Raw genomic sequence first — 22,437 nt, 5'->3', positions numbered from 1 at the left:
TATCAACTAACTAAAATGTATTATTTATGAAAAAAATCCTTTTATCAGCAGTTTCTTTACTGTTATTAGTTTCATGTAGTAATGATGAATCAAACACTTCAAGCGAATCTACAACAACGGCACACAGACACAGAGGTTGTGCTTCTCATGAAGTTCATGAGCAACAGCTAAGAGAAAATCCCGAATTAGCTGCAAAAATGCAAGAAATTGAAAATTTCACTCAAAATGCAATTACAAACGGAAGGTTAGTTAATGGCAGAATTGAAATCCCTGTTGTTGTAAACGTATTATATAGAACAGCTGCTGAAAACATCTCTTTGACTCAAATTCAATCTCAAATTGATGTGCTTAATAAAGATTTTAATGCTTTAAATAGCGATTTTAACCAAGTACCTACAACTTTCTCAGGCGTTAAAGCTAATGTTGGAATTACATTTGTATTAGACGCTGTTTACAGAAAATCAACAACAAAAACATCATGGGGAACTCGTGATGCCATGAAAAAAGCAAATCAAGGAGGAATTGCACCAACATCTCCAACAACTAAGTTAAACTTATGGGTTTGTACTATTGGTGGAGGAATTTTGGGTTATGCACAATTCCCAGGTGGTTCATCAGCAACTGATGGAGTTGTTATCGATTCTAAATATTTAGGGACTACTGGTACTGCTACAGCTCCTTTCAACAAAGGAAGAACAGCAACTCACGAAGTAGGTCACTGGATGAATTTAAGACACATATGGGGAGATGCTACTTGCGGAAGCGATTTAGTAAGCGATACTCCTACTCACAATACAGCTAATTATGGAATGCCAGCTTTCCCTCACTACTCTACATGTGCAGGAACACCAATTGAAATGACTATGAATTACATGGATTATACAGATGATGCAGGTATGTACATGTTTTCAAACGGACAAAAAAGCAGAATGTTAGCCATTTTTGCTTCTGGAGGATCAAGATTTTCATTTGCTCAGCCATAAATCAAATGAAACATTTGAGTTAATTTGCAAAACTCACCATTATGTGGTGAGTTTTTTTTATTTTAGCAAAAAAGAAAATAAATGACTTCAAAAGAATTATCCTTCGGAATTGTAAGAGCGGTTGCTATAATTGCATCTATTTTACTTCTGTTATTTTTCTTGTATAAAGTTGCAACCGTTATTGTTTACTGTATAGTTTCAGTTGTATTTTCGCTTTTACTTTATCCTTTAGTATTATTTTTAAGACGAAAACTAAAATTCAGAAATACATTAGCTGTCGTTGTTTCTTTACTATTAGTTATTTTTTTAATATCTGGAATCGTTTTACTATTTGTTCCATTAATTATTTCGCAAGGTGAAAATTTATCACTTTTAGACATTAATTCCCTAGAAAACAATTACAATAGACTACTTAATGATGTCACTATATATTTAAATTCACACAATATAGATTTACAACAAATTGCAAAAAGTTCAAACCTTACCTCATTCTCTAATTTTGAATTCATTCCAAACTTTTTGAATAATATAGTTAGTACCGTTGGAAATATCGGAATGGGTTTAGCTTCTGTTCTTTTTATTTCATTCTTTATTCTGAAAGAAAGAAGTTCATTTTCAATAGCTTTCAAAAATATTTTACCTGTAAATCAAAAAGAAAAAGTTTTAAATTCTGTAGAAAAAATAAACGAAATGCTTTCTAAATACTTTTTAGGATTGCTTTTACAATTATTTATTATTTTAGTTTTATACTTCATTGTATTTCTAATTTTTGGAGTAGAAAACGCTTTAATCATTGCGCTCTTATGTGCAGTTTTCAATATTGTTCCTTATGTAGGTCCAATTATCGCCACTTTTGTAGCCGGAATATTAATCATGATTAGCAGTATTGGAACTGGTGCTGATTTTGCTTCAGAAACTTTGCCAACAACGATTTATGTTTTAATTGGAATGTTTGTTGTACAATTGATTGACAACAATATTAGTTCGCCTTTAATTTTTTCAAAAAGCACTAATTCTCATCCTTTGGAAATTTTCTTAGTGATTTTAATTGCTGGAATTTTATTTGGAATTACCGGAATGATTATCGCCGTTCCGTTTTATACCTCATTAAAAGTAATTGGAAAAGAATTTTTACCCGAAAATAAAATCATCAAAGCCCTCACAAAAAACTTATAGTTTTGAATTTAGAATCTCTTTTACAAACTGAAATACAAGATTTTATCAATCAAAATCTGAATTCGGATAGTTCAAAGTTGGCTTTGAAGAAAAATCCGTTTCCTGAAGTTAATTATTCGGTTCTCATCAATCAAATAATTGCAAAAAAGAAAGCGAAAGATAAACTTCCAACCTGGTTTTCTGCTGAAAATATCATTTATCCTGAGAAAATTTCCATCGAACAAACTTCGTCAGAAACTACAGCTAAATATAAAGCTTCCTTAGTTTCAGGAGAAAATTTGATTGATTGTACTGGAGGATTTGGCATTGACGATTATTTCTTTTCAAAACAATTCCTATCGGTTATTCATTGCGAATTGAATGCGGATTTATCTCAAATCGTAAAACATAATTTTGAAGTTTTAAAATCCACAAATATTGAATGTTATCAAGGTGATAGCACTCAAATTTTAGAACAATTGAATCAAAAGTTCGATTGCATTTACATCGATCCTTCCAGAAGAAATGATGCTAAAGGCAAAGTTTTTATGTTAGCCGATTGTTTACCCAATGTAGTTGAATTACAAGATTTTTATTATCAATTTACCGATACGATTTTAATCAAAACTGCTCCTATTTTAGATCTTCATGCGGGTTTATTAGAATTGAAAAATGTGGCTGAAATTCACATTGTTGCAGTTGATAATGAAGTAAAAGAATTGCTCTGGAAAATTGAGAAAAATTTCGACGCATCTCCAGAAATTATTGCGGTTAATTTAGAAAAAGAAAAGCAAGTAATTACCAAAATTGAAAGCACAAAATCGTATTTTGCATCTTTTAGTTTACCCAAAAAATATCTGTACGAACCAAACGCATCTCTAATGAAATCAGGCGGTTTTGAAGCGGTTTCCGAATTGTTCGCTGTTGGAAAATTGCACCAACATTCGCATTTATACACTTCGGATGAACTTATTGATTTTCCGGGAAGAAAATTTCAAATTGATGCGATTATTCCGTTTCAGAAAAAAGAAATTTCACAATTCATACAAGGCAAAAAAATGAATGTTTCCACTCGAAATTTCCCTATAAAACCAGAAGAAATTAAGAAAAAATACAAGATTACCGATGGTGGAACAGTTTTTGCTTTTTTCACCACAAATATGAATAATGAAAAAATAATTTTACTTTGCACCAAATTATAATCCAAATGAAACACCTTTTATCGCTGCTATTATTACTAACACTAAGTGTTAATGCTCAAAAAAAAGACTGCATTTATGACATTGAAGAAAAAACCGATTCAACTTCATTAAAAGTCTTACCAAATGTTTTAATGCACGAAAAAATATTTGGAAACACGAATGAATATTTGTTTTTTGGACTTTTAAACAACAATGGAATTCCAATATTAAGCATTCAACAATTACAAAAAAGTAAAGATTTTATTAAAACGAGTTGTATTGCCAAAAACTCAAAAATCATTTTACAATTAATGAATGGAAAAATTATTACATTAATAAATACTGATGAAGAAATTTGTAGTGAATTAATGTACGATTCAGGAGAAAACAACAATATAAGAATCTTAACGGGTTATTTTTATTTTACCAAAACAAATTACGAAGAACTAAAAAACAGTCCAATAAGTTTAATGCGCATTCAATTTTCAGGAGAAACTAAAGATTACGTGCTTAAAAGCGAATTAAACTCAGAAACATTAAAAACAACTTCTAAACCCGATAGTTATTTTGTGCAGTTTTTGAAGTGTGTGGAGTAAGTCGTTTTGAGTCTTTATTTCAGTGATGTTAAACTGACAATAAGCCTTTATAAATAGAACTAAAATTCTATTGAACAGCTGATTTTCCTAAGGGAAATCTGGAAGTGGGCATTTTAGTAAACCGTTGTTGGCTTTTGTAGTTATCGCAAAGTTTTATTTTTTATTAATGAACTTAAGATTAAAAATGTAATAATGAACATTATAAATTGAATAATGAATACAGGGAGAAAGCTATTAGGCTCAGCATATCTGTACCCAAAACTAATTATTGATACTGGAAAAGTAACAAGAAGTGCAAAAACTGTCCATTCACCATAGAAAGTGTCAGAACCATAAACAGAACAAACTGTAAATGTACCAAGTCCAACATATAAAATTGAAATTAAAAATGCTAGGTTAAGGTTTCTAATAAAATTTATTATTTTGCTAATCAAAATTTCAAAGGTTTTAAACTTCATTAAGTTTTTATAAGTCAAGTTTTTCACTAATGCTGCCAACGGTTTTCGGCTTGGCGATGTGGCGGATTTTTCGCACAAAAGCTCATTAGAATTACTGCTGTTGAACCATGCACAAATTTTTCATAGAAGCACTTCAGCCGCCATATTGCCAAACCGATGTTGGCAGTAGTTGTTTTTATTTCGTGTTTAATATCCATCTTCTCGTTCCGATAACCATTGTTTATATTTGTTTTTATAGTTTTCCTTTGTCAAACTGTCTTTAAGCACAAAGTCAACGCCACCGTCATAAGGTGCAACTATAATTTTTTTGTCAAATGAAATAAAAAATGCTCTTGTGTTGTCATTTGCAATTTCCCTTAAAAGTTTGTCGTGATAATTTGGCTTCCAAATTGTCTGTGCAAATGCTGGTCTATAAATGTCAGGCTCGTCATATTGTTCAGCGTCAATTTTATGCAACTCAATGTTGTCAAGTCGAACAAATGAAAATTGCTTAAAGATTTCTTCCTCGTCAGTTATGTGAATTTGTCGGTCGCCTCCCCAATTATATTCACCTGTCACAATTAATATTGGAGTTTCAAGTCCGAATAAGTTTGTAATAATCTCATTTTGTCGTGAAAGAAGAACTTGCCATTCGTTTTCACCTTCTGGATAACGCTTTGATTCAGGTAAACTATGAATTCTAAACCACCTGTCAGTATAGTCGTGTTTGAACAGATATGAAATCGGAACTGTGTCAGGGTAATTTAAAGTCCATAATTTCTGAAAATCTTCTTTTGTCATCGTGTCTGTTTACAATTACTGCCAACTTGCTTATATCATCAAATATACTAAACTTTTTAACCAAAATAAAAACATTTCAGGAAAGTATAAAAACAAAAAAGCCTTGCGTTTGCAAGGCTTTTTGTGATCGCGCCAGGATTCGAACCTGGGACCTACTCATTAGAAGTGAGTTGCTCTATCCAGCTGAGCTACGCAACCTATTTTATTATCGTCGGGGTGGCAGGATTCGAACCTGCGGCCTCCTGCTCCCAAAGCAGGCGCGATAACCGGGCTACGCTACACCCCGAAAACAAAAAAGCGGAGAGACAGGGACTCGAACCCTGGCGACGGTTACCCGTCGACAGATTAGCAATCTGCTCCGTTACCACTCCGGCACCTCTCCTATTATTGTTGTAAGAACTTATCTTTTTTGCGGTTGCAAATGTATATTTTCATTCTTAATTATACAACATTTTAGGGAGTTTTTTTCAATATATTTTTCTTATTTCTAAAAAAACGCTTACAATCAATACAATAGCTTTTCAATAAAAATGAAATCAAATTAGTAATATCAAAATAAAATTCGATTTCAACTTAGAATATCAACAAAAACCTTGCCTCAATTCGAATAAAAATAGTAAATTCGCAATTCAAATAAAAACCTTTCTATCATGAAATCGCCACTAACTAAAAGTTTGCCAAAGCAAATACCTTTAAATAGAAAGGCGATAACATATATTACCGCTAATAAATAAAATTTAAATATATGAATAAAAAAGTAGTTATCGTTTCTGCCGTAAGAACTCCAATTGGAAGTTTCATGGGAGCTTTATCTAGTGTACCTGCTACAAAATTAGGTGCTGCTGCCATCAAAGGCGCTTTAAATAAAATCAATTTAGACCCTAAATTAGTTGACGAAGTTTTAATGGGTAACGTAGTTCAAGCTGGTAACGGCCAAGCTCCTGCAAGACAAGCCGCTTTATACGCTGGTTTATCTGAAAGTGTAGCTTGTACTACTGTAAATAAAGTTTGTGCTAGTGGTATGAAAGCTGTTATGCAAGGTGCTCAAGCTATCATGGCTGGCGATGCTGAAATCGTTGTTGCTGGTGGTATGGAAAACATGAGTTTGATTCCTCATTACGTTCATTTAAGAAACGGAGTTAAATTCGGACCAACTTCTTTAATTGACGGAATGCAAAAAGACGGTTTAACTGACGCATACGATAACAACGCTATGGGTGTTTGTGCCGACTTATGTGCATCAGAATACAACATTACAAGAGAAGCGCAAGATAACTTCGCAATTCAATCGTATGAGCGTTCTGCAGCTGCGTGGGAAGCTGGTAAATTTGATGCAGAAATTGTTCCAGTAGAAGTTCCTCAAAGAAGAGGTGACGCTATCGTAGTTACTAAAGATGAAGAATTTACTAACGTAAAATTAGATAAAATCCCTTCATTAACTGCTGTTTTCACAAAAGAAGGAACAGTTACTGCTGCTAACGCTTCCACTATTAATGACGGTGCTGCGGCTTTAGTATTAATGAGCGAAGAAAAAGCGCAATCTTTAGGATTAACTCCATTAGCTTACATTAAATCATACGCTGATGCGGCTCAAGAACCAAAATGGTTTACAACTGCACCTGCAAAAGCATTACCAAAAGCATTAGACAAAGCTGGTTTAACAGTTGCTGATGTTGATTTCTTCGAATTCAATGAAGCTTTCGCTGTAGTTGGATTAGCAAATGCGCAAATCTTAGGATTAGACAATGATAAAATCAATGTAAACGGTGGTGCGGTTTCTTTAGGTCATCCTCTAGGATGTTCTGGAGCAAGAATTATCGTTACTTTAATCAATGTTTTAAACCAAAACAATGCTAAAATTGGTGCGGCTGCTATTTGTAATGGTGGTGGTGGTGCTTCGGCAATTGTTATTGAAAAAGCATAATTTATAACTTTTATTAATGGTGAATTTTGAATTTTAATTACATTTGTAATTAAATTCTTAATTCATCATTTCTTATTTTGAACCAACATGTTTGGAATTTGTAATTTAGCCATAGTACCCGTAAGAGCAGAAGCTAGTGACCGAAGCGAACAAGTTTCGCAATTGCTCTTTGGCGAACACTTTAAAATTTTAGAAATGACTGCCAAATGGGTGCAGGTGGAATTGGCATATGATAACTACATCGGTTGGATTGACTCGAAGCAATATCAAGCTATTTCAGAAGAGCAATACCAAATTTTAAATGATACTCCAATTGTTTTAAATGCTGATTTGGTGGAATATATTACTACTCCAAACAATCAATTAACTTCAATTACATTGGGCGCTTCTCTATCATTTTTAGATATTGAAGAAATTAACACCAATAAATATAGTTTTGAAGGTATTAAAGTTTGTGGTGAAAAACCAAAATCAGATTTAATCAAAACGGCTTTCATGTATTTGAATGCTCCTTATTTATGGGGAGGAAAAACTCCTTTTGGAATTGATTGTTCTGGATTTACTCAAATGGTGTATAAACTAAATGGTCACAAACTTTTACGAGATGCTTCGCAACAAGCTACACAAGGAGAAGCTTTAAGTTTTATTGAAGAAAGTGAACCTGGTGATTTAGCTTTTTTTGACAACGAAGAAGGCAATATCATTCACGTAGGAATTATGATGGAAAACAACTACATCATTCACGCTTCAGGAAAAGTACGAATTGACAGATTAGATCATTTGGGAATATACAATGCAGAAACCAATCGACACACTCATAAACTAAGAGTTATTAAAAAAGTAATATAAAAAGTCCCGATTAAATCGGGACTTTTTGTTTTAGTTGATAGCCTTTGCTTTTTCAGGCTGGCCTGTAATATCGTAAGCTGATTTTAATAAACTTTTAGTGTTAGCATCAGTTGGATTAATAGAATATGCTTTTTCAAAATCTGGCAAAGCTTTTAGAAACATTTCTTTTCTCTTTTTCATTAACTCATCAAATTTTTTCGCATCATTTCTTGAACTATTAATTTCATTTATCAACTTTTCTTCGTCAGCTAAATGCGAAATTCCTGCATTATAATAAATTTGAAATTCTCCTTGTTTTAATTCTTCATCATTGGGTGCTAATTTTCTTGCTTCGGCATAAGCGGTTTTAGCTTTTTCTAATTCTGAATTTTGAGAATAAATTAGAGCTAACAACTTTAATACATCTGGTTTTTTTGTTGAATTTTTAACATCTTTTGGTTTTTCATGAGATCCTAAAGTTATGTAATGTGTTCTATCTGCTCTTGTATTAAATTCTTCTTCATTTCCATTTGCTTTATTAACCGCATAAAAAGTAACTCCATTATTCAAATAATCACTAACTACATATTCTTCATATAGCTTTTGAGCCAACTTAAAATCCTCAGCTTGAACAGCTAAAATACATGCATTTTTAAGTGATTTACCTTCTTGTTTGGGATCAAATACATATAAAGAATAAAACAATGCTGAAGCTTCTTTAAATTTAGATGTATTATTTAAATTCATTGCAATAGCAGATAATCCTTGTTTAAATTCGGTTTTCTCTTGAATTAATTCATCAGTATAAATCTTTTTACCTGATTTTTTTTCGAATTCTAAAGTTTCATCAATTACTTCTCCATATTCTTTAATAAACTCTGGCTTATACAAATTCATTTGATCTTGCACAGTTGCTTTTGCTCCTTTAGAAGCTAAAACTACTGTTGGATACATAGTTTTGTAAAACTTTGCATACACTTTATCAGATTCTTCAGTAGCTAAAGTTTGTAATGCATCGCTTGTAGATTTATATGTTTCTAAATCTTTTTCAGAAATAGTTTCTTTACTATAAATTTTCTTTAATGTTTTTAGCTCATCTTTTTGAGCAAATGTGGCAACTGACAATAAAAGTGTTGCACTTAATACTAATTTTTTCATTGTTTTAAAATCTGGGTTAAACAAAAGCCCAAAATAAATTTGGGCCTTATTCTATTTATTCTTGTGTTTCTTCTTCTGATGAATCAATATCTGTACCAGTTTCAGCATCAGAAATATCTCCATTTTCGTCTAATTCAACTTCTTCATCTTCGCGAAGTACTTTAGTTACTGCAGCGATTGAATCGTTTCCTTTGATGTTGATTAGTCGAACTCCTTGAGTTGCTCTTCCCATCACACGTAAATCAGAAACCATCATTCTAATAGTTAATCCTGATTTGTTGATAATCATTAAATCATCAGCATCGGTAACGTTATTAATTGCTATTAAAGCTCCGGTTTTCTCAGTAATGTTAAGTGTTTTAACACCTTTTCCACCACGATTCGTGATTCTGTAAACATCTTCTCCATCGTCATCAACTAATTTGGTACGTTTTCCGTAACCGTTTTCGGTAACCACTAAAATTTGAGAATCTGCAACATGATCTTTATCGATAGAAACCATTCCAATAACTTCATCTTTTTCATCGGCTAAGGTAATACCTCTAACTCCTGAAGCAGTTCTTCCCATTGGACGCGTTTTCTCTTCTTCAAAACGAACTAATTTACCAGACTTAACTGCCAATAAAACTTGACTGTTTCCTGTAGTTAATTTTGCTTCGATTAATTCATCGTCTTCTTTAATTGTAATTGCGTTGATTCCGTTTTGACGTGGACGTGAATATTGTTCTAATGGTGTTTTCTTAACTTGACCTTGTTTCGTAGCCATAATTACATAGTGACTATTGATGTAATCTTGGTCTTTTAAGTCTTGCGTACAGATAAATGCTTTTACTTTATCATCACTTTCAATGTTGATTAAGTTTTGAATAGCACGACCTTTACTTGTTTTTGTTCCTTCTGGAATTTCGTAAACACGCATCCAATAACATTTACCTTTTTGCGTGAAATACATTAAATATTGGTGATTTGTTGCTACAAATAAATGCTCTAAGAAATCTTGATCTCTAGTTCCAGCCGATTTTTGTCCAACTCCTCCTCTATTTTGTGTTTTGTATTCTGATAACGAAGTACGTTTGATATAACCAGCATGAGAAATAGTAATTACAACACTTTCATCAGCAATTAAATCTTCGATACTAACATCTCCACCAGAATATTCGATTTGCGAACGACGCTCATCACCATATTTATCTCTGATTTCAGTTAATTCGTCTTTAATTACTTGCATTCTCATTTCTTTGCTTGCCAATAATTCTTTCAAATATGCAATCAATTTCATGATTTCTTCGTACTCAGCGCGTAATTTATCTTGCTCAAGACCTGTTAATTGTCTTAAACGCATTTCTACGATTGCACGTGCTTGAATTTCAGATAATTTGAAGCGCTCAATTAATTTTGTTCTTGCTTCGTCACCATCTTTAGAAGCTCTAATGATTTTGATTACTTCATCAATATTATCAGAAGCAATAATTAAACCTTCTAAAATATGAGCTCTTTCTTCAGCTTTTCTTAAATCATATTGTGCTCTACGAACTACAACATCATGACGGTGTTCCACGAAATGGTAAATCAAATCTTTAAGATTCAACATTTGCGGACGCCCTTTTACCAATGCAATATTATTTACACTGAATGAAGCCTGTAATTGAGTATATTTATATAATGTATTTAAAACTACGTTTGGAACCGCATCACGTTTTAATTCATAAACCACACGCATACCATTTCTATCCGATTCATCACGAATGTTTGATATACCTTCTATTTTCTTATCATTTACTAAATCGGCAGTATGTTTAATCATATTTGCCTTATTTACTTGATAAGGAATTTCAGTTACAATGATCGCTTCTTTTCCATTTACTTCTTCAAAACCAACTTTAGCACGCATTACAATACGACCTCTACCTGTTTTGAATGCTTCTCTTACTCCTTCGTAACCATAGATAATTCCTCCTGTTGGGAAATCTGGAGCTTTGATATAATTTATTAACTCATCAATTTCAATATCATTGTTATCAATGTAAGCCAAAGTACCATCAACAACCTCAGTTAAGTTGTGAGGCGCCATATTTGTAGCCATACCTACTGCAATACCCGAAGCTCCGTTTACTAACAAAGTTGGTATTTTAGTTGGCATAACTGTTGGCTCTTGTAATGTATCGTCAAAGTTTAATTGAAAATCAACTGTTTCTTTATCGATATCAGCCAACATTTCTTCCGAAATCTTTTTCATTCTGGCTTCCGTGTAACGCATTGCTGCTGGACTATCTCCATCGACAGAACCAAAGTTACCTTGACCGTCAACCAATAAATAACGCATACTCCATTCCTGAGCCATACGTACCATAGCGTCGTATACTGAGGAATCTCCATGTGGGTGATACTTTCCTAAAACCTCTCCGACAATTCTCGCCGATTTTTTGTGGGCAGATCTTGAGTTAACTCCCAAATCATACATTCCATAAAGTACTCTTCGGTGAACAGGCTTTAAACCATCTCTAACATCAGGAAGTGCTCTTGATACAATAACAGACATCGAATAATCGATGTAAGCTGATTTCATTTCTTCCTCTATGTTAATAGGAATTAACTTTTCTCCTTCTGACATAAGTATTTATATTAAAATTATATATTAGTACTAAAACGTGCCAATATACGGCTTTTTGAACTTTTAGCACAAATTTTAAAACACTTATTTCGACTATTTATTAACAATTTTGTTTACAAATTGCTTATAAATCCTATCCTACTTTCTTTCATTTTTCAAATATTTTTTGTCATTTAGCCTATCTGTACTTTTTATAAGGTATGATTTTTGTATTTCCTTATAGAATTTTGTACTTTTACTTATATTACTAATGCTATGGACGATAATTTTTCACCACGAGTTAAAGACGTAATTACCTACAGTAAAGAAGAAGCTTTACGATTAGGTCACGACTTTATTGGTACCGAACACTTAATGCTAGGAATACTTCGAGATGGCAATGGAAAAGCAATTAACATCTTGAATAATTTAGCTGTGGATTTATCTCACTTAAGAAAAAAAGTAGAGATACTTAGCCCTGCAAATCCAAATGGTATTCAAAATATTGAAAAGAAGAACTTGCATCTTACACGCCAAGCGGAACGCGCATTAAAAACAACCTTTTTAGAAGCGAAACTTTTTAACAACTCTGAAATAAGTACCGCACACCTATTACTATGCATTTTACGCAATGAAAACGACCCAACAACTAAATTGATGGGTAAATTAAAAATCGATTACGAAACCGTTAAAGAACAGTATACAGCCATGATGACAAACGAAGACGATTATTTAGAAAACTTGCCAAAAGCGGAGTCGTTCAATGACGATTCAGGACAAGATGACAGTTTAAAAGAAAGCTCATTTAACAATCCGCCATCAGGTGGAAAAACCAATAAAAAATCAAAAACTCCAGTTTTAGATAACTTCGGTCGTGACTTAACCGAAATGGCAGAAGAAGGAAAACTAGACCCAGTTGTGGGACGTGAGAAAGAAATCGAGCGTGTTTCTCAAATTTTAAGTCGAAGAAAGAAAAACAACCCACTTTTAATTGGAGAACCTGGAGTTGGAAAATCAGCAATTGCTGAAGGTTTAGCATTGCGAATCATTAAGAAAAAAGTATCTAGAAATTTATTCAACAAACGTGTGGTTACACTTGATTTAGCAAGTTTAGTAGCTGGTACAAAATACCGCGGACAATTCGAAGAAAGAATGAAAGCGGTAATGAATGAATTAGAGAAAAACGACGACATCATTTTATTCATTGATGAAATTCACACTATTGTTGGTGCTGGAGGTGCAACAGGTTCGCTTGATGCTTCAAATATGTTCAAACCAGCATTAGCAAGAGGTGAAATTCAATGTGTTGGAGCAACTACTTTGGACGAATACCGTCAATATATTGAAAAAGATGGTGCTTTAGAAAGACGTTTCCAAAAAGTAATTGTAGAACCAACATCTGTTGAAGAAACGATTACCATTTTAAACAACATCAAACCAAAATACGAAGACCATCACAACGTTTTATATACACCAGAAGCAATCGAAGCTTGTGTGAAATTAACAAATCGATACATGACCGACCGATTCCTTCCAGACAAAGCTATTGACGCTTTAGATGAAGCAGGTTCTCGTGTTCACATTATTAATATTGATGTTCCGAAACAAATTTTGGAATTAGAACGTCAGTTGGAAGAAGTTCGTGAGCTTAAAAACACAGTTGTTAAAAAACAAAAATACGAGGAAGCTGCTAAACTTCGTGATGATGAAAAACGTATCGAAAAAGACTTAGCAATTGCTCAAGAACAATGGGAAGAAGATTCAAAAAACAACAAAGTAACAGTTACAGAAGATAACGTTGCCGATGTGGTTTCTATGATGACAGGAATTCCAGTAAATCGTATTGCTCAAACTGAAAGTAATAAATTAGCTCACCTACCAGAACTTATTAAAGGTAAGGTGATTGGACAAGACGAAGCAGTATTAAAAATTGCAAAATCTATCCAAAGAAATCGTGCTGGATTGAAAGACCCGAACAAGCCAATTGGTTCGTTTATTTTCTTAGGTCAAACCGGAGTTGGTAAAACACAATTAGCAAAAGTTATTGCAAAAGAACTATTCGATTCAGAAGATGCACTAGTTCGTATCGACATGAGTGAATACATGGAAAAATTCGCGATTTCAAGATTAGTTGGAGCTCCTCCAGGATACGTTGGATATGAAGAAGGCGGACAATTAACGGAAAAAGTAAGAAGAAAACCATACTGCGTAGTACTTTTAGATGAGATTGAAAAAGCACATCCAGATGTTTTCAACATGATGCTTCAGGTTTTAGATGACGGACATTTAACAGATAGTTTAGGACGTAAAATCGATTTTAGAAATACGATTATCATTATGACTTCTAACGTTGGAGCGCGTCAATTGAAAGATTTTGGTCAAGGCGTTGGATTCGGAACCGCTTCAAAACAAGCACAAACCGAAGAACATTCTAAAGGAATTATCGAAAATGCCTTGAAAAAAGCATTCGCTCCAGAATTCTTAAATCGTATTGATGATGTAATTGTCTTCAATGCCTTAGAGAAACACGATATTGATAAAATTATCGATATTGAAATGGATAAATTATATTTAAGAGTTAAAGAATTAGGATACACTTTAAAACTTTCTGAAGCCGCAAAAGATTATATTGCTGAAAAAGGTTTCGATAAGCAATTTGGTGCACGACCTTTAAAAAGAGCAATTCAAAAATATGTTGAAGATGCACTTGCAGAGGAAATCATCACACACAAAATACATGAAGGCGATCAGATTTTCATGGATTTAGATGAGACAGCTCAAGAACTCAAAATAGAAATTAAGAAATTAGAAGAACCAAGCTCATAGCTTGGTTTTTTTATTTTATGCAATTTTAAAATTATATTAAAAAAAATACTACATTAGATTCTTAATTTATTCGTTTAAAAATGTTAGACAAAGTTATTGTAGGTAGCGAAGAATGGTGTTCCTTCCCTACTTTAGGAATCCCAACAATTAAAGCACGTGTTGACTCAGGAGCAAAAACTTCTGCTCTTCACGCTATCAATATTGTTACTTTTGAAAAAGACAGTGAAAGTTGGGTTAAATTTGACGTAAATCCTATTCAAAATAATGCTAAAGCAGTAATTCATTGCGAAGCACCATTGGTAGACAAAAGAGTTGTCAAAAGTTCGAGTGGTTTTAGAGAACAACGCTACGTTATCAAAACCAAACTTGAGATTGGTGGAAAAACTTGGGAAATCGAAGTTACACTTACCAACCGTGATTCGATGGGTTTCCGAATGTTATTAGGTCGTGAAGCGATGTCGGGACGTGTTTTGGTCGATCCAGAGCAACGTTATTTATTGGGCCAACCTACAACCGAAAAACTAAAAGAATATTACTACGCTTCTAATGAATCTAAAAAAGGTTTAAAAATTGGTTTATTAGCAAGCAATCCAGAATTATATAGCAACAAACGAATTTTAGAAGCAGGCGAATTAAGAGGTCATGAAATGCATTTCTTAAATTTGAAATACTGCTACATGAAATTAGACGCAACAAAACCTGAAATTCATTACCGTGGAGGAAAAGTTCTAAACGATTTTGATGCCGTAATTCCTAGAATTCGTCCTAGTATGACCTATTATGGTTGTGCTTTAACGCGTCAATTTGAAGCTTTAAAAGTTTTTGCTTTAAACAATGCATCTGCTATTACGCAATCGAGAGATAAACTGTTTTCATTACAATTATTATTAAACAACGGAGTTGACATTCCAACTACTGGATTTGCCAACTCACCTTTAGATACTGACGATTTAATTAAAATGGTTGGAGGTTCGCCTTTGATTGTAAAATTATTAGAAGGAACACAAGGAAAAGGTGTCGTTTTGGCAGAAACCAAAAAAGCAGCTGAATCCGTAATTAATGCTTTCAAGAGTTTAAATGCGAATATTTTAGTGCAAGAATTCATCAAAGAAGCCAATGGTAAAGATTTGAGACTTTTTGTGGTAGATGGAAAAGTTGTTGCTGCCATGCAACGTGAAGCTGCTCCCGGAGAATTCAGAGCTAACATTCACATGGGCGGAACTGCTTCGGTGGTGAAAATTACTTCGGAAGAAAAGAAAATTGCTATTAAAGCAGCAAAAGCTATGAATTTAAAAGTGGCTGGAGTTGATATTATTCGCTCTTCAAAAGGTCCTTTATTGTTAGAAGTAAATTCATCTCCAGGTTTAGAAGGAATTGAAGGCGCTACTCAAAAAGACATCGCAGGCGAAATGATTAAAGCGATTGAGAAAAACTTTAAGTGGAAATAATATGAAAAAGCAATATACAGTTCCTTTGGTGCTGTTCCTTTTAGGGATGGCGATTACAATAATTGGTTCTTTATTTAAAATTATGCATTGGCCTGGAGCTGGAATTATGCTAACTTTTGGGATGCTTACCGAAGCAATTGCTATCATCACGTTAATTGTAGTTTTACTTAAAAATACGAAATGAATCCGTATATTGACATCACATTAAGAAGTGTTGCTGTTTATTTTTTCATGATAATTGCTTTGCGAATATTTGGAAAAAAAGAACTTTCACAACTTAATACGGCTGATGTTATTCTGATTTTACTAATTAGCAATTCGGTGCAAAATGCGATGGTTGGAGCTGATACTTCGTTGTATGGCGGAATTATCGCTGCTTTTTCACTTTTCTTAATCAATTTTATTTTTAAGAAAGTAATGTTGAAATCGAAATTTATTAAAGGATTGGTTCAAGACAAACCAGAAATTTTAATTCATAACGGTAAAACTGAATTCAAAACTCTTGCTCGATTAGGAATTACATCAGAAGAACTTGAAGAAGCCATGCGCGAACACGGAATTGAATATTACAAAGATGTAAAATTAGCCATGTTTGAAATCGATGGGAATATTAGTATTATTTCAGGAAATGAAAATCTTAAACAAACGCATCACAAAAGAAAAGCGCACAAAACATTAGGAGAACTAAATAATTAATATGAATAAAAATCGATTAGAAGCTTTTAGCGACGGCGTTTTAGCCATTATAATTACCATCATGGTTTTGGAATTTAAAGTTCCAGATGATACAACACTTGAAGCCGTTATTAAATTATCGCATAAGTTTTTGAGCTATATTTTGAGTTTTATTTATGTTGGAATTTACTGGAACAATCATCATCATTTAATTCATTCACTAAAAGATGTAAATGGGAAAATTTTATGGGCAAACTTACATTTACTGTTTTGGTTATCCTTAATTCCTTTTACAACAGCGTGGATTGGTGAACACCACTTTGCTCCTTTTCCAATGATGTTATATGGAATTGTCCTATTAATGAATGCATTAGCTTATTTTATTTTACAAAAATTAATATTAATCGACCACGGAAAAGACTCAGCGCTTTCAAAGGCTATTGGAAAAGATTATAAAGGAAAAGCTTCCGTAGTTTTATATTTGACTGCTGTTTTCTTAACCAAATATTATGTCGAAATTTCAGGAGCTATTTATATTTTAGTAGCTTTAATTTGGTTAATTCCTGATAAACGAATCGAACGCACTTTTAACGAAACTAAATAATTATGCACATCATCAGTAAAATACTAATCGTAATTATAGCCTTATTTCACTTGTATTTTTTATGGCTAGAAATGTTTGCTTGGACAACAAAAGCTAAAAAAGTTTTCAGAACCATTCCCGAAGATTTATTTGAAAAAACGAAAGTTTTAGCAGCCAATCAAGGTTTGTATAATGGATTTTTATCCGCAGGATTACTTTGGTCTTTAGCTATTTCTGATGAAAATTGGAGCCGAAATATTGCTGTCTTTTTTCTTTGTTGTGTTACTGTTGCTGGAATTTTCGGAGCTTATTCCGCTTCTAAGAAAATATTTTATGTACAAGCACTTCCCGCAATTATAGCTATTATAACCATTATATTTTTATAAAAAAAAAGCTCAAGATTTTCTTGAGCTTTTTAATTTTATATACTTTGTATTAATCTTCCATTTCTATTTGAAAACTATTCAAAAACGAAACTGACTTTTCTATATCGTAATGTAAAATTCGATCTTCTGAAACAAACGAAACTTCTTCTCTGTACGATTTTACAAAAGCTTCAATAAATTCACTTGATTTTAATGGTCTTCTGAATTCTAAAGCTTGCGAACCGTTTAATAATTCGATAGCTAAAATACGTTCTACATTTTCAACAATTCGTAATGTTTTAGTTGCAGCGTTTGCTCCCATGCTCACGTGATCTTCTTGTCCGTTTGATGAAACGATACTATCAATACTTGCTGGAGTTGCTAATTGTTTATTCTGACTAGCGATACTTGCTGCTGTATATTGTGGAATCATAAAACCTGAATTCAATCCTGGGTCGTTTACTAAAAACGCTGGTAAATTTCTTAATCCCGAAATCAATTGATACGTTCTTCTTTCTGAAATACTTCCTAATTCTGACAAGGCTATTCCTAAGAAATCTAAAGCTAATGCTAAAGGTTGTCCGTGGAAATTTCCTCCCGAAATAATCAAATCTTCTCCTACGAAAATATTTGGATTGTCAGTAACCGAGTTGATTTCAGTACGGAATACTTTCTTTACATAATCAATTGTATCTTTTGAAGCTCCGTGTACTTGTGGAATACAACGGAATGAATATGGATCTTGCACATGTACTTTTGGTTGTGCAATAATTTCGCTATCTTCTAACAAATCGCGCATTCTTTCAGCCGTTTGCACTTGACCTTTATGTGGGCGAACTAAGTGAATTAAATCAGTAAATGGTTCAATTCTTCCATCAAAACCTTCTAACGAAACTGCTCCGATTACATCTGCTAAATACGAAATTTTCTCTGCTTTAATCAAACAGTAAACACCGTAAGCGCTCATGAATTGCGTTCCGTTCAATAAAGCTAATCCTTCTTTCGATTGTAAAACGATTGGTTCCCAACCAAATTTTGCTAATACTTTTGAAGCTGGTTGTCTGAAACCATCAACATAAACTTCGCCTTCTCCTAATAATGGTAATGATAAATGCGCTAACGGAGCTAAATCGCCCGAAGCTCCTAACGAACCTTGTGTGTAAATTACTGGAAAAATATCATTATTGTAAAAATCAATCAAACGTTGCACGGTTACTAATTGAACACCTGAATGTCCGTAGCTTAACGATTGGATTTTCAATAACAACATGATTTTTACAATTTCATGTGGTACTTCCTCCCCTGTTCCGCAAGCGTGCGATTTTACTAAATTCTCTTGAAGTTTTGATAAATTTTCATTCGAAATTTTCACATTACACAACGAACCAAAACCTGTGTTAATTCCGTAAATTGGATCGGAGTTTGATTTCATTTTATCATCTAAGTATTTTCTACATTTCTCAATGTTTACGATAGCTTCCTCTGATAATGCCAACTGTTTTCCTTGAAAAACAATCTCGTTAATCATATCAATCGACAATAAATCTGAACTTATATAATGTGTAGTTTCCATTTGGTTAATTTTAAAAGTCCAAAATTCTGCAAACAATTGTTAAAATGCAAGATTTATCAGCATTATTAACAAAAAATAAATATCTCTCAAATTTTAAGGGAAATCTGGGTGCATTTTTAAGAATTTTCAATAAATTAGCGCTCTCTAATAATACAACATCAAATCATGAAAAATACAGCGTTAACGCACATTCACGAAAGTTTAGGAGCTAAAATGGTTCCATTTGCAGGATACAATATGCCTGTGCAATATGAAGGAGTAAATGCAGAACACGAAATCGTTAGAAATGGCGTTGGTGTTTTTGACGTTTCTCACATGGGAGAATTTTTCTTAAAAGGAGAAAATGCGTTGGCTTTAATTCAGAAAGTAACTTCAAATGACGCTTCTAAATTAGTTGATGGAAAAGCACAATATTCTTGTTTACCAAATAACGAAGGCGGAATTGTTGACGATTTAATCGTTTATAAAGTTGCTGATAATCACTATATGTTGGTGGTGAATGCTTCTAATATTGAAAAAGATTGGAATTGGATTTCTTCGCACAATGATTTAGGTGTGGACATGCAAAACCTTTCGGATGACTATTCTTTATTAGCGATTCAAGGTCCAAAAGCTGCTGAAGCGATGCAATCTTTAACTTCTATCGATTTATCAAATATGGGATATTACACGTTCCAAATTGGTGATTTCGCTGGAAAAAGTGATGTAATTGTTTCTGCTACAGGTTATACTGGTTCGGGAGGATTTGAAATTTACTTCAAAAACGAAGATGCAGAATACATTTGGAACAAAGTTTTTGAAGCTGGAGCAGCTTTCGGAATCAAACCAATTGGATTAGCAGCGCGTGATACGTTACGTTTAGAAATGGGATTCTGTTTATACGGAAACGATATTAACGATACGACTTCGCCATTAGAAGCAGGTTTAGGATGGATTACCAAATTTGACAAAGAATTTACCAATTCAGAAAACTTAAAGAAACAAAAAGAAGCAGGTGTTTCTCGTAAATTAGTTGGTTTCGAAATGGTAGAAAGAGGAATTCCTCGTCACGATTACGAAATTGCGGATGCTGATGGTAATGTAGTTGGAATCGTAACTTCTGGAACACAATCACCTTCTATGGGAATTGCTATTGGAATGGGATATGTTCCAACAGCTTTAGCTACACCAGATTCTGAAATTTACATCAGAATTAGAAATAAAGATATTAAAGCGAAAGTGGTTAAAATGCCGTTTTACAAGAAATAATCAAGTTTAATTACACAGAGATTCGCAGAGTTGTTTTTGAATTAGATTGTGTTGATTCAGAGATTCTCAGAGCGTTTCACTTTTAAATTTTAAAACATATAAGTCATATAAGTTTCAAGTTGATTTAGATTGCGAATATAAGTTCATAAAAGATTTTTAGATTATCGCTTTGCGAACTTTGCGAAAAACTTTGCGAGCTTTGCGTTTAAATTTGTACTTGACTTTTAAACTTGATTTTTTACATTTGCACTGAAATTTTGAATATTGAACAACGAATTAAGAATATTGAAATTATATAGAAATGGGAAGAGCGTTTGAATTTAGAAAAGCCCGTAAAATGAAACGTTGGTCAGCAATGGCAAAAACGTTTACACGTATAGGAAAAGATATTGTAATGGCCGTTAAAGAAGGCGGACCAAATCCTGAAACCAACTCCCGTTTAAGAGCGGTGATTCAGAATGCGAAGGCTGCGAATATGCCAAAAGATAACGTAGAACGCGCTATTAAAAAAGCATCAGATAAAGACACGGCTAACTTTAAAGAAGTGTTGTTTGAAGGGTATGCACCTCACGGAATTGCAATTTTAATTGAAACGGCTACAGATAACAACAACAGAACGGTTGCTAACATTAGAAGTTATTTCAATAAATGCAACGGAACGTTCGGAACACAAGGTTCGGTGGAATTTATGTTTGATCATACATGCAATTTTAGAATTCCAGCAGAAGGACAAGATGTGGAAGAATTAGAATTAGAAATGATTGATTTTGGTGTAGAAGAAATCTTTGCTGACGAAGACGGAATTTTAATGTACGCGCCTTTTGAAAGCTTTGGAGCTATCCAAAAAGAATTAGAATCTCGTGGTTTAGAAATCTTATCTTCAGGATTTGAAAGAATACCACAAGTAACAAAAGAATTAACACCAGACCAAGTAGCTGATGTTGAAAAACTATTAGAAAAAATTGAAGAAGACGATGACGTAATGAACGTTTATCACACAATGCAAGAAAGCGCTGAGTAATTCTTTTTCTATCTTATATACGAAATCCTCGCAAGAAATTGTGAGGATTTTTTTATATATTAGCGTAATCAAAAAAAAAATATAATATAATTATATATTTAGTTATACATTAAATGAATAAAATTATGAATGCAGTATTTGGAACAATTTTAGAGAATCTTCGAGCAATAGAAATAGTTGAAATTTCAACTATTCCTGTTTTCACAAAAGACCGAACTAATACTGGAGATTCTAAAGAACTTACGGTTAGTCAATTTATTGAAAGATATTTACCTGCAGATTACAAAGTAAAAAAAGGAATTATTTACTCTTTAGATGGTGCATCTAAAAATATCGATTGTGTTGTTTTAGCTCCAAATCATCCTGCACTTAACACTCCAATAAGAGAAGTCATTTTAGCTGAAGGAGTATATGCAGCAATCGAAGTAAAACCAGACATAACTGTTTTAACAGATAAAAGTGAGTTTAATAGAGGTTTATCTCAAATTAAATCTGTTAAAAAATTATCAAGAGAAACTGATATTTTGGATTTTAATCAGTTTACTAATAAAGCTAAAAAATCTGATTATTATAAAAAGATCCCTTCTATCATTTTTAGTCATAAATCAGCAGAACCTAAAAAAACGATAGAATTCATTCAGAAAAAAGTCGAAAATGGTGAATACAAAATCGATGAACTTCCTGATTTAATTGTTAGTCTTGATAATGGAGTAATAATGTATACCCCAGATTTTTCTTCAAATTCTATTTCTAAAGACCTTCCTAATGAATTAAAGTCTGTCTTCGGTGAATATGTTTTTACTCATTTTGAAACTAAAAGCAAAGAAGAAACATTAGCACTTTTCCTAGTTTTATTCTTAGGCTTAACACCTCCAACAATGTTGATTAGTAAATTTATAATTACTGATTATTTAAGAAAAATAGATATTAAATTTATAAAGAAATTTTATCCAATTTTTTTAGACATAAAAAAAGCAACTGAATGTTTAGAAAAAATGAATGAATTAGTAGAGCAAAAAAAAAGTAGCTAAAAACCCGATAGCGC

Annotated in this window: 19 protein-coding genes and 3 tRNA genes; 15 read left to right on the top strand and 7 right to left on the bottom strand. The window is 32.9% G+C overall.

Annotated elements, in window-relative coordinates:
• The first annotated feature begins 26 nt into the window (after positions 1-26).
• From B0I03_RS09570 to B0I03_RS09555, 4 genes are all read left to right on the top strand, one after another.
• A complete protein-coding gene (locus tag B0I03_RS09570) occupies positions 27-983 on the top strand; it encodes a zinc metalloprotease (protein ID WP_111567208.1) in 957 nt (318 codons plus the stop codon).
• 81 nt (positions 984-1,064) lie between these two features.
• A complete protein-coding gene (locus tag B0I03_RS09565; RefSeq protein WP_111567207.1) occupies positions 1,065-2,159 on the top strand; it encodes an AI-2E family transporter in 1,095 nt (364 codons plus the stop codon).
• 2 nt (positions 2,160-2,161) lie between these two features.
• Entirely contained in the window at positions 2,162-3,340 is a 1,179-nt protein-coding gene (locus B0I03_RS09560) for a class I SAM-dependent methyltransferase (RefSeq protein ID WP_111567206.1), read from the top strand.
• A 5-nt stretch (positions 3,341-3,345) separates the two neighbouring features.
• On the top strand, positions 3,346-3,915 hold the full coding sequence (locus B0I03_RS09555) for a hypothetical protein (protein ID WP_111567205.1): 570 nt from the start codon (positions 3,346-3,348) through the stop codon (positions 3,913-3,915).
• Positions 3,916-4,559: 644 nt separating this feature from the next.
• Here the strand turns inward: B0I03_RS09555 and B0I03_RS09545 are convergent.
• The 4 genes from B0I03_RS09545 to B0I03_RS09530 all read right to left on the bottom strand — a co-directional run bounded on the left by B0I03_RS09545 (position 4,560) and on the right by B0I03_RS09530 (position 5,535).
• Complete coding sequence (locus B0I03_RS09545) at positions 4,560-5,153, bottom strand: DUF3885 domain-containing protein (RefSeq protein ID WP_111567203.1); 594 nt, start codon at positions 5,151-5,153, stop codon at positions 4,560-4,562.
• A gap of 124 nt (positions 5,154-5,277) precedes the next feature.
• A tRNA-Arg gene (locus tag B0I03_RS09540) sits at positions 5,278-5,351 on the bottom strand.
• 13 nt (positions 5,352-5,364) lie between these two features.
• Positions 5,365-5,439, bottom strand: a tRNA-Pro gene (locus tag B0I03_RS09535).
• A gap of 12 nt (positions 5,440-5,451) precedes the next feature.
• Positions 5,452-5,535, bottom strand: a tRNA-Ser gene (locus B0I03_RS09530).
• Between the two features lie 363 nt (positions 5,536-5,898).
• Between B0I03_RS09530 and B0I03_RS09525 the strand changes: the two genes are divergently transcribed.
• Both B0I03_RS09525 and B0I03_RS09520 read left to right on the top strand, forming a co-directional pair.
• On the top strand, positions 5,899-7,077 hold the full coding sequence (locus tag B0I03_RS09525) for an acetyl-CoA C-acyltransferase (RefSeq protein WP_111567202.1): 1,179 nt from the start codon (positions 5,899-5,901) through the stop codon (positions 7,075-7,077).
• 87 nt (positions 7,078-7,164) lie between these two features.
• Positions 7,165-7,926 carry a C40 family peptidase gene (locus tag B0I03_RS09520; protein WP_111567201.1) on the top strand — a complete coding sequence of 254 codons (762 nt, stop codon included), beginning with the start codon at positions 7,165-7,167 and terminating at the stop codon, positions 7,924-7,926.
• A 30-nt stretch (positions 7,927-7,956) separates the two neighbouring features.
• On the opposite strand, the gene B0I03_RS09515 is transcribed toward B0I03_RS09520, so the two are convergent.
• Both B0I03_RS09515 and gyrA read right to left on the bottom strand, forming a co-directional pair.
• Complete coding sequence (locus B0I03_RS09515) at positions 7,957-9,063, bottom strand: tetratricopeptide repeat protein (protein WP_111567200.1); 1,107 nt, start codon at positions 9,061-9,063, stop codon at positions 7,957-7,959.
• 55 nt (positions 9,064-9,118) lie between these two features.
• Positions 9,119-11,674 carry a DNA gyrase subunit A gene (gene gyrA / locus B0I03_RS09510; protein WP_111567199.1) on the bottom strand — a complete coding sequence of 852 codons (2,556 nt, stop codon included), beginning with the start codon at positions 11,672-11,674 and terminating at the stop codon, positions 9,119-9,121.
• Between the two features lie 255 nt (positions 11,675-11,929).
• Between gyrA and B0I03_RS09505 the strand changes: the two genes are divergently transcribed.
• The 6 genes from B0I03_RS09505 (at position 11,930) to B0I03_RS09480 (ending at position 17,571) form a co-directional block, all read left to right on the top strand.
• Positions 11,930-14,479, top strand: coding sequence for an ATP-dependent Clp protease ATP-binding subunit (locus tag B0I03_RS09505; protein ID WP_111567198.1), 2,550 nt, complete (start codon positions 11,930-11,932; stop codon positions 14,477-14,479).
• 80 nt (positions 14,480-14,559) lie between these two features.
• Positions 14,560-15,927 (top strand): 30S ribosomal protein S6--L-glutamate ligase, encoded by a 1,368-nt coding sequence (rimK, locus tag B0I03_RS09500; RefSeq protein WP_111567197.1) that lies wholly within the window; start codon positions 14,560-14,562, stop codon positions 15,925-15,927.
• Between the two features lies 1 nt (position 15,928).
• Entirely contained in the window at positions 15,929-16,111 is a 183-nt protein-coding gene (locus B0I03_RS09495; RefSeq protein WP_111567288.1) for a GldL-related protein, read from the top strand.
• Positions 16,108-16,623 carry a DUF421 domain-containing protein gene (locus B0I03_RS09490; RefSeq protein WP_111567196.1) on the top strand — a complete coding sequence of 172 codons (516 nt, stop codon included), beginning with the start codon at positions 16,108-16,110 and terminating at the stop codon, positions 16,621-16,623. Before B0I03_RS09495 ends, B0I03_RS09490 begins: the two co-directional genes overlap by 4 nt.
• A 1-nt stretch (position 16,624) precedes the next feature.
• Positions 16,625-17,206, top strand: coding sequence for a TMEM175 family protein (locus tag B0I03_RS09485; RefSeq protein ID WP_111567195.1), 582 nt, complete (start codon positions 16,625-16,627; stop codon positions 17,204-17,206).
• A 2-nt stretch (positions 17,207-17,208) separates the two neighbouring features.
• Positions 17,209-17,571 (top strand): DUF1304 domain-containing protein, encoded by a 363-nt coding sequence (locus B0I03_RS09480; protein ID WP_111567194.1) that lies wholly within the window; start codon positions 17,209-17,211, stop codon positions 17,569-17,571.
• 49 nt (positions 17,572-17,620) lie between these two features.
• Here B0I03_RS09480 and hutH read toward each other — a convergent pair whose 3' ends face one another.
• Positions 17,621-19,123: a histidine ammonia-lyase gene (gene hutH / locus B0I03_RS09475; RefSeq protein ID WP_111567193.1), complete on the bottom strand. Its 1,503-nt coding sequence runs from the start codon at positions 19,121-19,123 to the stop codon at positions 17,621-17,623.
• 165 nt (positions 19,124-19,288) lie between these two features.
• Between hutH and gcvT the strand changes: the two genes are divergently transcribed.
• The 3 genes from gcvT to B0I03_RS09460 all read left to right on the top strand — a co-directional run bounded on the left by gcvT (position 19,289) and on the right by B0I03_RS09460 (position 22,423).
• Positions 19,289-20,371, top strand: coding sequence for a glycine cleavage system aminomethyltransferase GcvT (gcvT, locus tag B0I03_RS09470; protein ID WP_111567192.1), 1,083 nt, complete (start codon positions 19,289-19,291; stop codon positions 20,369-20,371).
• Between the two features lie 301 nt (positions 20,372-20,672).
• On the top strand, positions 20,673-21,392 hold the full coding sequence (locus B0I03_RS09465) for a YebC/PmpR family DNA-binding transcriptional regulator (protein WP_111567191.1): 720 nt from the start codon (positions 20,673-20,675) through the stop codon (positions 21,390-21,392).
• Between the two features lie 125 nt (positions 21,393-21,517).
• On the top strand, positions 21,518-22,423 hold the full coding sequence (locus tag B0I03_RS09460) for a DUF6602 domain-containing protein (RefSeq protein ID WP_146603287.1): 906 nt from the start codon (positions 21,518-21,520) through the stop codon (positions 22,421-22,423).
• The last annotated feature ends 14 nt before the right edge of the window (positions 22,424-22,437 follow it).

This window comes from Flavobacterium aquaticum (assembly GCF_003259835.1).
GTDB lineage: Bacteria > Bacteroidota > Bacteroidia > Flavobacteriales > Flavobacteriaceae > Flavobacterium > Flavobacterium aquaticum.
This window is presented reverse-complemented; position numbering and strand designations above follow the sequence as displayed.